10 protein-coding genes are annotated in these 13,872 nt (G+C 74.7%); 1 reads left to right on the top strand and 9 read right to left on the bottom strand.

From position 1 onward, the window contains the following. Nucleotides 1–9: 9 nt before the first annotated feature. From IEY96_RS24750 to IEY96_RS24710, 9 genes are all read right to left on the bottom strand, one after another. Nucleotides 10–2,520, bottom strand: coding sequence for a glycoside hydrolase family 38 N-terminal domain-containing protein (locus IEY96_RS24750; protein WP_189197216.1), 2,511 nt, complete (start codon nt 2,518–2,520; stop codon nt 10–12). Continuing rightward, nucleotides 2,517–3,206 carry an N-acetylmannosamine-6-phosphate 2-epimerase gene (locus tag IEY96_RS24745; RefSeq protein ID WP_189197215.1) on the bottom strand — a complete coding sequence of 230 codons (690 nt, stop codon included), beginning with the start codon at nt 3,204–3,206 and terminating at the stop codon, nt 2,517–2,519. Before IEY96_RS24745 ends, IEY96_RS24750 begins: the two co-directional genes overlap by 4 nt. Continuing rightward, nucleotides 3,203–4,870, bottom strand: a complete 1,668-nt coding sequence (locus IEY96_RS24740) for an FAD-dependent oxidoreductase (RefSeq protein ID WP_189197214.1) — start codon at nt 4,868–4,870, stop codon at nt 3,203–3,205. The genes IEY96_RS24745 and IEY96_RS24740 overlap by 4 nt, the downstream gene beginning before the upstream one ends. Beyond that, entirely contained in the window at nt 4,857–6,332 is a 1,476-nt protein-coding gene (locus IEY96_RS24735; RefSeq protein WP_229791896.1) for a DUF4127 family protein, read from the bottom strand. Before IEY96_RS24735 ends, IEY96_RS24740 begins: the two co-directional genes overlap by 14 nt. After that, nucleotides 6,332–7,270, bottom strand: a complete 939-nt coding sequence (locus IEY96_RS24730; RefSeq protein WP_189197212.1) for an ROK family protein — start codon at nt 7,268–7,270, stop codon at nt 6,332–6,334. The genes IEY96_RS24735 and IEY96_RS24730 overlap by 1 nt, the downstream gene beginning before the upstream one ends. Beyond that, a complete protein-coding gene (locus tag IEY96_RS24725) occupies nt 7,267–7,995 on the bottom strand; it encodes a GntR family transcriptional regulator (RefSeq protein ID WP_189197211.1) in 729 nt (242 codons plus the stop codon). The genes IEY96_RS24730 and IEY96_RS24725 overlap by 4 nt, the downstream gene beginning before the upstream one ends. Further along, nucleotides 7,992–8,897 (bottom strand): carbohydrate ABC transporter permease, encoded by a 906-nt coding sequence (locus IEY96_RS24720; RefSeq protein ID WP_189197210.1) that lies wholly within the window; start codon nt 8,895–8,897, stop codon nt 7,992–7,994. Before IEY96_RS24720 ends, IEY96_RS24725 begins: the two co-directional genes overlap by 4 nt. Next, nucleotides 8,894–9,778, bottom strand: coding sequence for a carbohydrate ABC transporter permease (locus IEY96_RS24715; protein WP_229791868.1), 885 nt, complete (start codon nt 9,776–9,778; stop codon nt 8,894–8,896). Before IEY96_RS24715 ends, IEY96_RS24720 begins: the two co-directional genes overlap by 4 nt. 73 nt (nt 9,779–9,851) lie before the next feature. Further along, nucleotides 9,852–11,159, bottom strand: coding sequence for an ABC transporter substrate-binding protein (locus IEY96_RS24710; RefSeq protein ID WP_189197209.1), 1,308 nt, complete (start codon nt 11,157–11,159; stop codon nt 9,852–9,854). Nucleotides 11,160–11,327: 168 nt separating this feature from the next. Between IEY96_RS24710 and IEY96_RS33210 the strand changes: the two genes are divergently transcribed. After that, entirely contained in the window at nt 11,328–13,736 is a 2,409-nt protein-coding gene (locus tag IEY96_RS33210) for a glycoside hydrolase family 10-like protein (RefSeq protein WP_189197208.1), read from the top strand. The last annotated feature ends 136 nt before the right edge of the window (nt 13,737–13,872 follow it).

Here is a 13,872-nt window from a genome sequence, read left to right as displayed (position 1 = left end):
CGTCCGGTGTCATCCGGTGACGCGGAAGCTGCGGGTCGCGAACGGGCCCAGGGTCACCCGGTGCCCGATCGGCGTCGCCCCGGTCGGCCGCTCCGCGAGGTCACACTCGACCAGGGCGCCGTCGACACCGGACACCGTGGCCACCACCTCGGCGGAGGTGGGGTTGGACAGGCGCAGCACCGCACCGTCGCCATCCTCGGCCGGCTTGTACGCGCACACCTGCGCCCCGTCCACCCGCAGCCCGGAGACCGGCGCGGGCGCCGGCGCGCCCGGCCGCAGCTGCCAGGCGCGCAGCGGCGCTCGCCGCCGGGCCGCCGCGGCCGTCACCGAGCTCTCGTCGGCGTCGAGGCGCAGGCCGATGGCGGCGGTGATCCGCCGCCGGCACTGAGCCTCCGGGGTGGGCAGCTGGGGGCCGGCGCCCGCCGTCCGGGCTCGCAGGTCCGGTCGGGAGAGCCAGCCGACCCCGCGGAGCACGGTGACGGCGAGCGACGGCCGCTCCCCCTCGATGCCCTGCACCTCCGGCAGGCCGGGGGCGAGGACGGCCAGCCCGGGCAGGGTGGCCAGGGACCGGACCGGCGCCACCCCGGCGTCGGCCTCGTACCCCCGCTGCTCGGGCAGCGGCCCGAGTGGTGCCTTGAGGGGCCGTTCGAGCAGGCTGAAGTGGGTGTCGGCGACCCACGTCGTCGCCGTGGCGTCGGTCGGGAAGTGCGCCTGGAGCCGGTGGTCGTCGGCGGTGTTGTCGAACTCCAGCCGCCAGTCGAGCTCGGGCACGCCGGCCCAGATGGTGGCCGTGATGGTCAGCGGCAGCACGACGCGGTCGGTGGAGCGGGCGGCGCGGTCGGCGGTGAGGCCGGCCGGAATGTCGAGGTCGGCGCGGACGACGATCCGGGAGGCGACGTCCGTCTCGTGGACGCGGGCCTCCCGCAGCACGGGTACGACCGCCTCGTCGGTCCGTGGCGGGTCGTAGGTGTAGGTGTCCCCCGCGTCGCCCACGTCGACGAGGCGGCCCAGCCCGGGCAGGTTCCGTCCGGTGGCCGCGTCGACCAGGGTGAACGAGGCGTCCCCGGCGACGGTCAGGGTCCAGCCGTCCCGGGTCACGCTCCGCCCGGCCGACCCGGCCGGCACGACGGCCGGCTCGCCCGGGGCGACGGGGGCGGTGTAGCCGGTCCAGCCGCCGGCCGGCGCGTCGGCGACGAACGCGATCCGGTGCCGGACGGTGTCCCGGGTGTCGGGCAGGATGTCCAGGTCGGCGCAGAACAGCGGGGTCGACTCGGTCTCCAGCAGCTCGTACGGCACCGGGTGGCCGGTGGCGTCGTACAGGCCGGCGAGGGTGTGCCCGGGAGCGGTGTGCACGTCCACGGTGACCGGTCCGGTGACCGGCGCGGCGTGCGGGTTGACCACCACCACGGCGGCGGCGTCGGTGACCGGGTCGCCGGCCGGCCGGGTGTCCAGACCGAGGTCGAGCAGCGCCCGCTCGACGAGGTGCTCGCCCACCTGCTGTGCCCGGGCGAAGCGGACCTCGTTCTCCCGGTGCACCTCGTCCACCGAGCAGCCGCAGATGGAGTCGTGGGGAGCGTTGGCGAGCAGCAGGTCCCAGGCGTGCCGGAGCAGGCCGGTGGCGGTGGCGCGTCCGGCGCGGACGGTCAGCGGCTCGGCCCAGGACTCCAGCAGCGTCTCGGTGGCCGCGTTGGCCTGCTTGAGATACAGCCGGGTGGAGAGGGTGCCGGCGAGCACGAAGGTCAGCCAGTCGCCGGGGTGGCGCAGCTCGCCGGTGACCACCGCCTCGGTCGGCACGGCGTCGCGGACCGCGGCGAAGTACTCGGCGAGGGTGCTCTCCACGGCCGCGCCGTCGCCCAGGCCGGCGGGCAGCGGGCGCGGCGCCAGGTGGTCGCCGCCGTTGAGCAGCAGGTACGGCCCGTCGGCGTCCCGGCCGGCCTGCTTGTCACGGAAGGTGGCGAGCCGGTCGGCCGCGGAGGCCGCCTCCCAGAGCACCTCCGGCTCGTAGTAGCCCTGGTTGACCGCGAGGACCTCGGAGCCGTCGGGGGAGCGCCAGCGGAACCGGCTCCGCTGCGGCGGTGCCCCCCGCCAGACCAGCGCGGTGTCCAGGCCGAAGCCGCGGAGCACCCGGGGCAGGTCGGCGGGGTGGCCGAAGGCGTCCGGGCAGTAGCCGACGTCGGCCAGTCGCAGGCCGAGCTCGGCGGCGACCCGGCGGGCGGTCAGCAGGTTGCGGATCAGATTCTCGCCGGAGACGAGCTGGTTGTCGGCGAGCACGTGCCAGGGGCCGACGCAGAGCCGGCCGCCGGCGGCGTGGGCGCGTACCCGCTCGGCGAGGTCGGGACGGACGGCGAGCGCGTCGAGCGCGGTGACGGTCTGCCCGTCCAGGTGGAAGCGGCGCAGCTCACCGGTGTCGAGCTGGTCGCAGACCCGGGCGACCAGCTCGGCGAGGCGGGCGCGGAACGATTCCATCGGCCGGTACCACTCGCGGTCCCAGTGCGTGTGGTTGACGACGTGGACGGTCATGACATCTCCCGGCTGGTGACGAGGGCGGCGGCGAAGCGTGCGGTGACCACGGCGGGCCGGGTGATGGCGGTGCCGACCACCACGGCGTGGGCGCCTCGGCGCAGCGCCGCCGCGGCCTCCTCGGGGGTGTTGATCCTGCCTTCGGCGATGACCGGCACGGGCAGGGTGTCGGCCAGCGTGCCGACGAGGGCCAGGTCCGGGTCGCGCGGCACCGCGCCGCCGGTGTAGCCGGACAGGGTGGTGCCGACCAGGTCGACGCCGGCGGCCACGGCGGCGTGCCCGTCGGCCGCGTCGGCCACGTCGGCCATCACCAGCACCGTGGGGTGGGTCTCCCGCAGCCGGGCGACGGTCTCGGCGAGGGTGAGCCCGTCCCGCCGGGGCCGACGGGTGCCGTCGAGCGCGACGATCTCCACGCCGGTGGCCGCCACCGCCTCGGCGTGCGCCAGGGTCGGGGTGATGTAGACGCCGGAGGCGCCGCTCTTGACCAGGCCGATCAGCGGGGTGTCGGGCAGTGCGGCGCGCAGTGCCCGCAGGTCGGGCAGGCCCTGGGCGCGGATCGCGGCGGCGCCGCCGCGCAGCGCGGAGCGGGCGAGCGCCACGATGTGCGTCGGGTCGTCGAGCGGTTCGCCGGGGTCGGCCTGGCAGGAGACGACCAGCCGGCCACGGATCGTGTCGAGCACGGTCATCGGGTGATGTCCTCCAGTACGGCGCCGAACGGGCGGTCGGTGTCCACGGCGGACGGCGCGGCGCCGAGGGCGAGCGCGGCCTCGCGGGCGGCGACCACGTCGGCCGGTCCGGCGGGCCGGTCCGGCTCCACGGCCAGGTCACGGGCCCGCTCCCCGTCCAGGGCGCCGTGGGCGGCGGCCAGTTGCACGGCGGCGAAGCGCGGATGCTCCGCCGGCACGTCGGCGACCCAGGCCAGCGGCACCCCGGCGGCCACCAGGTCGCGCTGGACGGTGATCAGGAACGCCGGGTCCCGGACGTCGGACACCGGCCGGCGGTCCAGGGCGGCGCGGGCCGCGAGCGCGCCGGCCGCCTCGCCGACCGCCCACTCGCCGTGGTGCACCCGGTACGCCGCGGCCGCGACCTGGGTGGCGCCGAGGTTCTTGGCGGCGGCGAGCAGGTTGACCGCGCCGCGCGGAACCAGGCTCGCCGCGGGGATGGTGAACGGCGCGGTCTCCCGGTAGACGGGGGCCGGGTGGCCGGTGCGTTCGTGCAGGTCGACGTGGTACCAGGTGACGCCGAGCGAGCCGGGCAGGTGCCGGGCACGGGCACGCCCGGGCAGCGGCGCGAGGTCGTGTCCGGTGACCGGCCGGTCGACCACGATCCGCCGCGCCTCCCGCAGGTACGGGGCCTCGGCGAAGCCGTCGGGCGTGCCGGCGGCCTCGGGCGCCAGGCGCAGGCCGGGAAAGCCGCGCCCGCCGTCCTCGCGGGGCGCCTCGGTGCGCAGCCAGTGCACGAACGCGGCGGTCAGTTCCCGGCCGGCGCGCTCCGCTCCGGCCGGGTCGCCGATCGGGTCGTGTCCCGCGCAGTCGTTGGTCGCCCAGTTGAGCACCACCAGCTCGGGTGCGGTGGCCCGCAGCCGGCGGTAGGTCCAGAACGGCGGCTTGCCGTCGGGGCCGTCGGTGAACATCCGGTACCGGTGGACTCCGCCGTCCCAGCCGGGGATGTCGAAGGAGAGCCGGTCCCGCAGGGCGGCGTAGTCGGCCGGGGCGGGGCCGGTGTGGTCGGCGCCGGGGTCGTGTTCCACCAGGGCGCACCAGGTGAACGACTGCTGGGCGGCCGGATCGGGACCGCCGGGCACTGCGTCCGGTTCGCCGTACGCGTCGCGTCCCTCGGAGCCGGTGACGGTGGCGAAACCCGCGAGAGGGGCGAGGTCGCCGCGTTCGGTGGCGTCGCAGAAGACCGCGGCGGCCAGCACGGTGCCGTCGGAGAAGGTGACGTCGCGGACCCGGCCGGCCTCGACCCGGGCGGCCACCGGCGCGAGCCCGGTCAGCACGGTCACCTTCGCGTCGGCGAGGCTCGTGTCCAGCACCCGCTGGGCGACGGCCGGTTCGAAGCAGAGCCGGCTGACCCAGCCGCCACCCGGGTTGGCCACGCCGCCGTAGTGGGCGCGGACGGTGTCGCGGAACGCGCGGTAGCTGGCCGAGGCGCCGAAGCTCTCGATGTGCGGGTGCTCGTCCAGGGCCGGCAGGGCCTGGGTGGTGACCTGACCGCCGACCCGGGAGTGTTCCTCGACCAGGACCACGGTGGCGCCGGCCCGGGCCGCGGCGAGCGCGGCGGCGACGCCGCCGAACCCGCCGCCGACCACGGCCACGTCGGCGGTCAGGGTCGGCTCAGGGCTGCTCACCGGTGTCCTCCAGGGTGAAGTCGATCTCGTAGGTGCGGTGCCAGGGCAGAGTCACCGAGGCGGGGGCCACGGCGAGGCCGGGCACCGCTGACAGCTGCCGCCACCGTTCGCCGAGCAGCTGCGCGATCCGGGCGGTGACCGCCGGGACGTCGGCCTCGGCGATGTGGTCGTGCCGGGTCGGGTCGGTGCCCAGCTCCCGGCGCAGCCGCGGTCGGGCGTACGACATCCAGACGTGGTCGTCGACGAGCCGGTGGGCGAGCAGCCGACGGGCGGCGGCCTCGTCCAGCGTGCCGGCGGCCCGTCCGACCTGGTACGCGACCAGGGTGGCGAGGGCGCTGCCCACCGTGTTGCCGGCGGTGTTCCAGCCGGCGAATCCCGCCAGCGCGGCGTACGCGCCGTCGCGGGCGAGGTCGGCGACGAGGCGGGGGTCGGCGCCGTTGCCCAGCGCGCAGTCGGCCAGGGCGACCGGTCGCCCGTCGGCGAGCAGCCGCCGGACCAGCGCCGCGGTCCGGGCCGCCGGGGCCGGGTCGGTGTCGTCCGGCGGGGCGGTGGCCCAGTCGGCGTCACCGGGCTGCGGCGGGTGGACGACCAGCACCGTGTCGGCGTCGGCGAGGTCCACGATGCCCGCCCCGGCGGCGGCGGCCTGACTGGCGATGCCCGCGCCGACCGGGACCGGCTCGTAGCGGGCCACCCGGTCCAGGCCGTCGGGTTCGGCGCAGGCGACCGCGACGCGGGGCGCGTGTCCGGCGGCGGCGGTGAGGGCCCGGGCCACCAGCACCGCGCCGATCTCGTCGGCGCCCGGGTGGGCGAGCACCCGGTCGGTCACCTCCAGCCAGCCGGTCCAGGTCCGCAGCCACTCCCACTCGGCGGTGCCGACGGCGGCGACGGCGGTGTCGTCCGCGCCGATGACGAGGGTGTCCAGCACCCCGTGCGCGGCGAGCCCCAGCGCGGCCTGGTTGAGCACGTGGTTGCGCTGCCGCCGACGCAGGAAGTCGCGCCGGATGTCCTGCGGCACCTCGGTGTGCGGCCGCTCCGGCGCGCCCAGATCCCGGTGCAGCGCCGCGGAGTAGGCGTGCAGAGCCCGCCCGTACCGGGCCCAGTAGTCGGGTTCCTCGCCGGCGTCGTCCGCGTCCGGGGTGCGCTGCACGACGGTCGCGGCGTACACCGGGGAGGGCCCGTCGGAGAGGGCGGACCACCGGTTCAGTACCGCGGTGGCCGGGTCGTCGTGCAGTCGGGAGGCGATCAGGCCGCCGAGGCCGAGCGTCTCCAGCGCGACGACGGCGGCGTCGGCCCGGCGGCTGCCGAGCCAGCCGGCGAGCCCGTCCGGGTCACCGGGGCGGCGGCTGGCGGGCAGCAGGTCGGCCGGCGGCACCTCCACGGCGGCGCCGGCGACGGCGGCGACCATCGCCGGCAGCGACCGGCAGACCGGCCGGTCGTCGAGGGGAACCAGGGCGAGACGCATCACCGGCCGGCCTCCCCGCCGTCACGGCCCGCGTCGCTGGTGAGGCCTAGCCCCCGGCAAGCCGCCTCGGCGGCGCCGACCAGCGGAGCGTCGCCGCCGAGCGCGGCGGGGACGAGCGGCACCGCGCCGAGCACCGGCATGCAGGCCGCCGCGAAGGCGGGTTCGGCGGCGGCCACCAGTTCGGGTACGGCCGCCCCGCCGCCGAGCACGATGCGGTCCGGGTCGAGGGCGTTGGCGAGGCCGGCGAGCGCGGTGCCGAGGGCCGCGCCCGCCTCGGCGAGCACCCGTGCGGCGGTGGCGTCGCCACGGTGGGCGCGGCGCACCACCTCCGGCAGCGCGATGACGTCGCCGGTGTGCTCGGCGTAGGCGGCAGCGATGGCCGGGCCCGCGGCGACCGCCTCGACGTGGCCGGTGACGCCGCACGGGCAGGGTCGGCCGACGGCCTGCGGGACGGGGATGTGACCGAGGTGGCCGGCGGCGCCGCGCCGTCCGGTGAGCAGCGTCCCGGCGACGTGCACCCCGCCGCCGATCCCGGTGCCCACGGCGACCCCGATGACGATCGGTAGGCCGCGTCCGGCGCCGTGCACGGCTTCGCCGAGGGTGAACGCCTGCACGTCGTTGAGTGCCACCCCGGGCAGGCCGAGGCGGGCGCGCAGCGCCGCGGGGACGTCCACGCGGGACCAGTCGCTGATCGAGGAGGTGGCGGCGGTGAGCAGCCCGGTGGACGGGTCGACCAGTCCGGGAGCGCCGACGCCGACGGCCACCGGCGCGTCGCCGAGGGATCGGACGAGCGCGGCGACGTTGTCGAGAACGGCGGCGGCGCCGTCGCGGGCCGGGGTGGGCGCCTGGGTACGGGCCAGCACGGCTCCGTCACGGACCAGCGCGACTGCGGTCTTCGTGCCGCCGATGTCGACGGCGGCGACGAGGGGGTGGGTCATGACGTCCTTCGGATCACGGTGATGCGGAAGTCGTACCGGTCGGCGCGGTACATGCTCTCGGCGCGCTCGATCGCGACGCCGGCCTGGTCGTAGGTGATCCGGTCGACCCGCAGCGCGGGCGAGTACGGGGCCACACCGAGCAGCGCGGCCTGGTCCGCGTCCACCACGGTCGCGGCGATCACCTGGTCGGCGTGGTGCGGCTGGACGCCGCGCGCGCCGAGCGCGCCGTAGAGGGAGCCGCCGACGACGGCGGCGTCCAGCTCCCCGACCCGTTCGGTGGGCAGCCAGACCTCCTCGATGCACATCGGGAGCCCGTCGGCGAGCCGGAGGCGGCGGATGTGCGCGACCTCGGCGCCGGGCGACAGGGACAGGTCGCGGGCCACCGCCACCCCGGCCTCGGTCAGCGTGAAATCCAGCAGCCGGGAGTCCGGGGTGAGGCGGCGGCTGCGCATGTCCTCGCTGAACGAGGTCAGCGCGAGTGACTTGGAGATGGTGGCCGGGTCGGCGACGAAGGTCCCCGAGCCCTGGGCCCGGTAGACCAGGCCCTCCTCCTCCAGCCGGCCGACGGCCTGCCGCACGGTGGCCCGGCTGACCCCGAACCGGGCGACGAGTTCCCGTTCGCTGGGCAGCGGGTCGTGCGGCCGCAACGTCGAGCCGATCTCGGCGCGTAGTGCGGTGTACAGCGCCTCGTGCTTCCACGCGGTCTTGCCGGTGTTGGCGGTCACCCCTTCACCCCTCCCTCTCCGATCCCCCGGAAGAACATCCGCTGCAGGGCAAAGAAGACCGCCAGCAGCGGTATGACCGCGATCATCGTGCCAGCGGCGACGACCCGTTGGTCGTTGGTGAAGGTGCCGGAGAGGTACTGGAGCCCGACGGTGAGGGTGAAGTTGTCGGGATTCTTCAGCACGATGAGCGGCCAGAGGAAGTCGTCCCAGGCGAACAGGAAGCTGAACACGCCGACCACGGCGAGGGAGCCGCGCACGCTGGGCAGGGCGACCCGCCAGAAGCGGGCCCACTCCCCCGCGCCGTCGATGGCGGCGGCCTCCTCGGTCTCCTTCGGCAGGGCGAGGAAGGCGGTGCGCATGACCAGGATGGACAGCCCGGAGACCGCCCCGGGCAGCAGTACGCCGAGGAGGGTGTCGACCAGCCCGAGGCTGCGGACGGTGAGGAAGACGTTCACCATGATCACCTCGAACGGCACGACCAGCGAGGCGAGTACGGCGGCGAACACCGCGCCCCGGCCGCGGAAGCGCATCCGGGCCAGCGCGTAGCCCGCCATGGCGCCGAAGAGGCAGTTGGTGAGCACGCTGGCGAACGCGACGATCGCCGAGTTGCCGATGTAGCGCCACACCGGGATGACGTCGGCGACCTTGCCGAAGTTGACGAGCGTCGGGTGGGCCGGCAGCAGGGTCGTGTCGGGGCCGTAGATCGGCTCGCCGGTGCTCTTGAGCGCGGTCGACAGCTGCCAGAGGAAGGGCCCGACCAGCAGGACGGTCATCATCAGCAGCAGGACGTAGCGCAGTGCCGGGACGGCGATCCGTCCCGCGCGGCCGCCTCCCCGCGTCGGCCTTCCGCCCCGGGGCGCGGCGGCGGCGCGCGGGTGGTCCGTACGCTCACGCACGCTCATGCCTCGTTCCTTTCGCCGCGGCGGCGCAGCACGAGCGCCAGCACGGAGAGGCCGAGGGTGCCGACGAAGAGCACCAGGCTCATCGCCGAGGCGTACCCGACCTCCCCGTCGACGCCGAGGCCGACCTCGCGGATGTAGTAGACGATCGACTTGGCCTGCCCGCCGGGTCCGGCGGTGCCGGAGGACATCACGTAGATCTCGGCGAAGACCTTGGTGGCGGAGATGGCGGACAGGGTGCCGACCAGCAGCATGGTGGGTCGGACGGTCGGCACGGTGACGGACCGGAACCGGCGCACCGCGCCGGCGCCGTCGACGCGGGCGGCCTCGTACAGCTCGTTCGGCACGTTCGACAGGGCGGCCAGGTAGATGACCATGTAGTAGCCGAGGCCCTTCCAGACCGTCACCAGCATGCAGGAGAACAGCAGCAGGGTGGCGTCGGTGAGGAAGGGCAGCGGCTCGGCGACCAGCCGCAGCTTCACCAGCACGGCGTTGACCAGGCCGTCGGAGGAGAGCAGCCAGCTCCAGATCAGCCCGACCACGACCATCGAGGCGATGACCGGCGAGTAGAACACGGCCCGGAACGCCCCGATGCCGGGCAGCTTGGCGTGCACGAGCTGGGCCAGCAGCAGCGGCAGCAGCACCAGGGCGGGCACGACGACGACCAGGTAGAGAGCGGTGTTGCCGAGCGCCCGGAAGAACTCGGTGTCCTCGGCGAGGCGGGTGAAGTTCTCCGCGCCGGTGAACTGCCCGCCGCCGAGCGCCTGGGCGTCGGTGAAGGCGAGGACGCTGGTGTTGGCCAGCGGGCCCCAGGTCATCAGGGCAGTGACGAGCAGCGCCGGGGCGAGGAAGAGCCAGGGTACGTACCAGCGACGGCCGATCACGTCGGTGAGCTCCTGTCGTGGAGGGGTGGCGGCGCCGCCCGGCGGGTGACCGTCGGGCGGCGCCGGTCGTCGGTCAGCGGGCGAGCAGCTTGTTGGCCTCGTCCACGGCCTGGTCCAGGGCGGTCTTGGGGTCGAGGTCGCCCTGGACGGCGAGCTGGATCTTGCCGATGACCACCGCCTTGGTCCGGTCGTCCCACTGGACCGGGGTGAGGTTCCGGGCCTTGGCGATCTGCTCGGCGGAGATCTTCCGCGCCAGCGAGGTGGGGTCGGCGGTGTCCACCTGGCTGAAGTACGGGTCCTTCAGAGACTCGGCGGTGGACGGCAGGATCGTGACGATCTTGGCGAAGGCGAGCTGGTTCTCGGCGTGGCTGACGAACTTCGCGAACTCCAGCGCGGTGGCCGGGTTCTTGCTCTTCTTCGGCACCAGCAGGCCCATCACGGACATGTTTGTGGTGCCGTCGGCGCTGGCGATCTGCGGGGCGACGGCGGTGGCCTTGGCGACGGCCGGGGCGTTCTGGCCGACCACCTTGAGGAAGTTCGGCCCGGACGGGAAGAGCGCGACGCGGCCGGCCGAGTACGCCTCGGTCTCCTTGGCGTGGTCCTGGGTCAGCCAGTCCGGCGCGATGGCCTTGCTGGCGTACAGCTCGCGCACCCGGGTCACGTACTGCACGGCCTCGGGGGTGTTGAACGTCCACTTGGTGGCGCCGTCGTTGAGCAGCGGCACGCCGAGCTTGGCCAGGTTGGGGACGAAGCTGTTCTCCAGCGCCGGGTGCCAGCCGTAGAACTGCCCCTTGCCGGCGGCGGAGAGCTGCTTGGCCTGGGTGAGCAGTTCGTCGATGGTCTTCGGCGGGGTGTTCGCGTCCAGCCCGGCCTTGGCGAACAGGTCCTTGTTGTACATGGTGATCTCGCTGGTGAGGTACCACGGCAGGCCGTAGGAGCCGGCCTGGCCCGGGACCTTGAACGCGTCCCACGCGCCGGGCACGAAGTTGGCCTTCACGTCGCCGGCGTTGGCCTCCATGTCCACGAAGACGCCCTGCTTCTCCAGCTTCTGGGCGAAGTTCGGGTTGAGGTTGACCACGTCGGGCAGGGTGCCGGCCTGGGCGTCGTTGGTGATCTTCTCCTGCGCACCCTGGAACGGCAGGTCGACCCATTTGACGGTGGTGCCCGGGTGCTTGGCCTCGAAGCTCTTGATCAGGCCGTTGATGTAGTCGTCGAAGGTCGGCTTGAGCGCCAGGGTGGCGAAGGTGATCTCACCCTTCACCTCGCCCTCGATCTTGCCGGAGCCGGCCGAGCCGGCGTCGTCACCGCTGGACAGGCCGCAGCCGCTGAGCAAGAGCGCGGCCGCCAGCGCGGCGGCGGCGAAGGCGCGGGTACGCCTCATGAGGGTCCTCCATGCATGGGGGGTAGTGGTACGGACCAGTTGGGCAGAGAGTGGACCACGATCACCATTCAGGTCAAGTGCGAGCTCGGTTTTCGGGACCAGTTGTCCGGTTTGAGTCTCGAACCGAAGTCTTGACTTGTCCGTACCACTCGGCTCACGATGAGGCGCATGCCTTCCCCCACACACCTGCGACGGGCCGCCGTCAGCGGGGCGGCCGGCGCGATCCTGCTCGGCCTGCTGACCGCCCCCGCCGCAGCGGAGACCGCCGCCGCCGAATCGGGCCTGCCCACCGTCGTCGCCGCCGACGGCGCCACGGCCACCATCGATGCCATCGACCCCTCCTCGCGGGCCGCCGGCGTGCTCGCCCTCTACACCCCGGACTCCGGCGCGGAGACGAAGACCAACGCCTTCGGCGGCGAGGCGGTGCTACGCGCCGCCGGCGGCGGGACGTACGAGGTGCTCAGCGTCTGCACCGCCTTCGACCCCTGCCCCAAGCCCGGCAACAACGCCATCCCCGCCGACGGGGTGGTGCTGTCGGCGTCCCCGCCCGAGACCGGGGGCACCGACGACCGGCGGTGGCTGCGCGACAAGCTGCACGCCGGCGACCGGGTGCAACTGCGTAACCTCCTGATCCGGCGGGCCGCCACCACCCTCGACGCCACCGACCCGACCGCCGCGACCAACCCCGACGGGGTCGACCCGGCCAAGGGGCAGTGCTTCCCCGGCTGCCGCGGCGCCGAGCAGCTCATCGCGTACACGCCGGCCGCCGGCCGGGAGCGCACCGGCACCAACGACTACGGATACGAGATCACCGTCCGGGACGGGCGGGTGGTCTCGCGCCAGGGCGGCAACAGTGTCATCCCGGCCGACGGCTTCGTGCTCTCCGGGCACGGATCGCGGGGCTCCTGGCTGGAGGGGAACGCCCCGCTCGGCGCGAAGGTGACGGTCACCGGCGCCACGGTCACGGTCGACGTCGACGCGGACAGCTTCCTGCTCGGCGCGGAGCGGGCGGTCACGGCCGCCCGGCAGGCGAAGGGCGCCGCCACCGCCACCTGCCTGAAGATCGACCCGGCCGCCGTCGACGCCGCACTGGCCGAGGCCGGCGACCTGCTCGACCAGGCGCGCGAGGCCGCCGCCGGCGAGCCGGAACGCTCGGCACAGCTGGCCCGCGACGCCGCTCGGCGGGCCGACGTGGCCGGGTACCGGGCCCGCGAGTCCCGCCCCGTCGAGGGCCGGGGCCTGTGGGTGCGCCCCATCGAGACCAGCCCGGAGCAGATCCGCGCCTCGCTGGACCGGATCGCCGCCGCCGGGTTCAACATGGTCTTCCTGGAGACGGTCTGGGGCGGCTACACCATCTACCCGAGCGCCGTCGCCGAGCAGGCAGGCATGCCGGCGCAGCGGCCCGAGATGCGCGGCTTCGACCCGCTGAGGGTCTGGATCGACGAAGCGCACTCCCGGGGCATCGAGCTGCACGCCTGGACGCACACCTTCTTCGTCGGCATCGAGGCCGGCGGCGGGCCGGTGCTCAAGGCCCACCCGGAGTGGGCGGCGGTGGAGCGGGAGGACGTCGGCAAGGCCGGCCCGCAGCCGTCCCGGATGGAGCCCGGCTACTACTGGATGGACGCGGCGATCCCCGCGGTGCGCTCGCACGTGCTGGCGATGTTCGAGGAGATCCTGCGCGGCTACGCCGTGGACGGGCTGCACCTGGACTACATCCGCTACCCGGTCTCCCTGCCCTACGGCGCCGACTTCTCCTACTCCGAGTACAGCCGCCGGACCTTCGCCGCCGAGCACGGCGTCGACCCGTACACCCTGACCCCCGAATCGCCGCAGTGGCCCACCTGGAACGCCTGGCGGGAGAAGCAGGTCACCACCTTCGTCGACCAGGTACGCACCCTGCAGAAGCGGGTGGCCGCCGAGCGGAAGCTCTCCGCCGCCGTCTTCGCCGACCCGACCGACGGGCTGGCCAAGAAGTTCCAGAACTGGGGCGCCTGGGTGGACGCCGGAACGCTCGACTTTCTCACCGGGATGTCCTTCGGCACCTCCGCCGACTCCGTCGGCCACGACACCGCCGTCATGCGCCGGCGGGTCGGCGCGGTGCCGCTCTACACCGCCACGTACGGGCCGCTGCGGGGCTCCTCACCCGACCTGATGCTCGATCAGGTGCAGGCGGTCAACGACGCCGACTCCGACGGCGCCGCCCTGTTCGCGTACAACCAGCTCAACGCCCGCCAGCAGGAGGCGCTGCGCGAGGGGACGTTCCGGGCCCGCTCGGTGGTCCCCCACGCCAACTACCGCGCTGCCGCCCGTACCGGCGTCGCGGCGCTGCGCGCCACCCTGGCGGAGGCCACGGCCTGCGCCCCGGCGGCCACCACGGCCGAGGTCCGGTCCCGCCTCGACGCCGCGGAGCGGCTGCTGGCCGACGGGTTGCCCGCCCAGTCGGTCGACGTGGCCGCCGCGCAGCTGAGCAAGGCGGCCACCGCGGCGGGCCGTTGGGGCGACGCGGTGCAGCCGGACCTCACCCGACGCACCGTACGCGACCTGCACATGTACGGCCGATGGGCCGAGCTCGCCTGATCCTCCAGCAGCAGGGTGCGTCGACTGTCGACGCGCCCTGCTGCATCTCCATCGCCCGGCGGTCACCGCCCCTCGACCAGGGCACCGCCGGCGTCGCGACCCTCTCGCCAGCGGTCATAACACCCGCGTTATTGCT

This window comes from Micromonospora fulviviridis (assembly GCF_014648395.1).
GTDB classification, from domain to species: Bacteria; Actinomycetota; Actinomycetes; order Mycobacteriales; family Micromonosporaceae; genus Micromonospora; species Micromonospora fulviviridis.
This window is presented reverse-complemented; position numbering and strand designations above follow the sequence as displayed.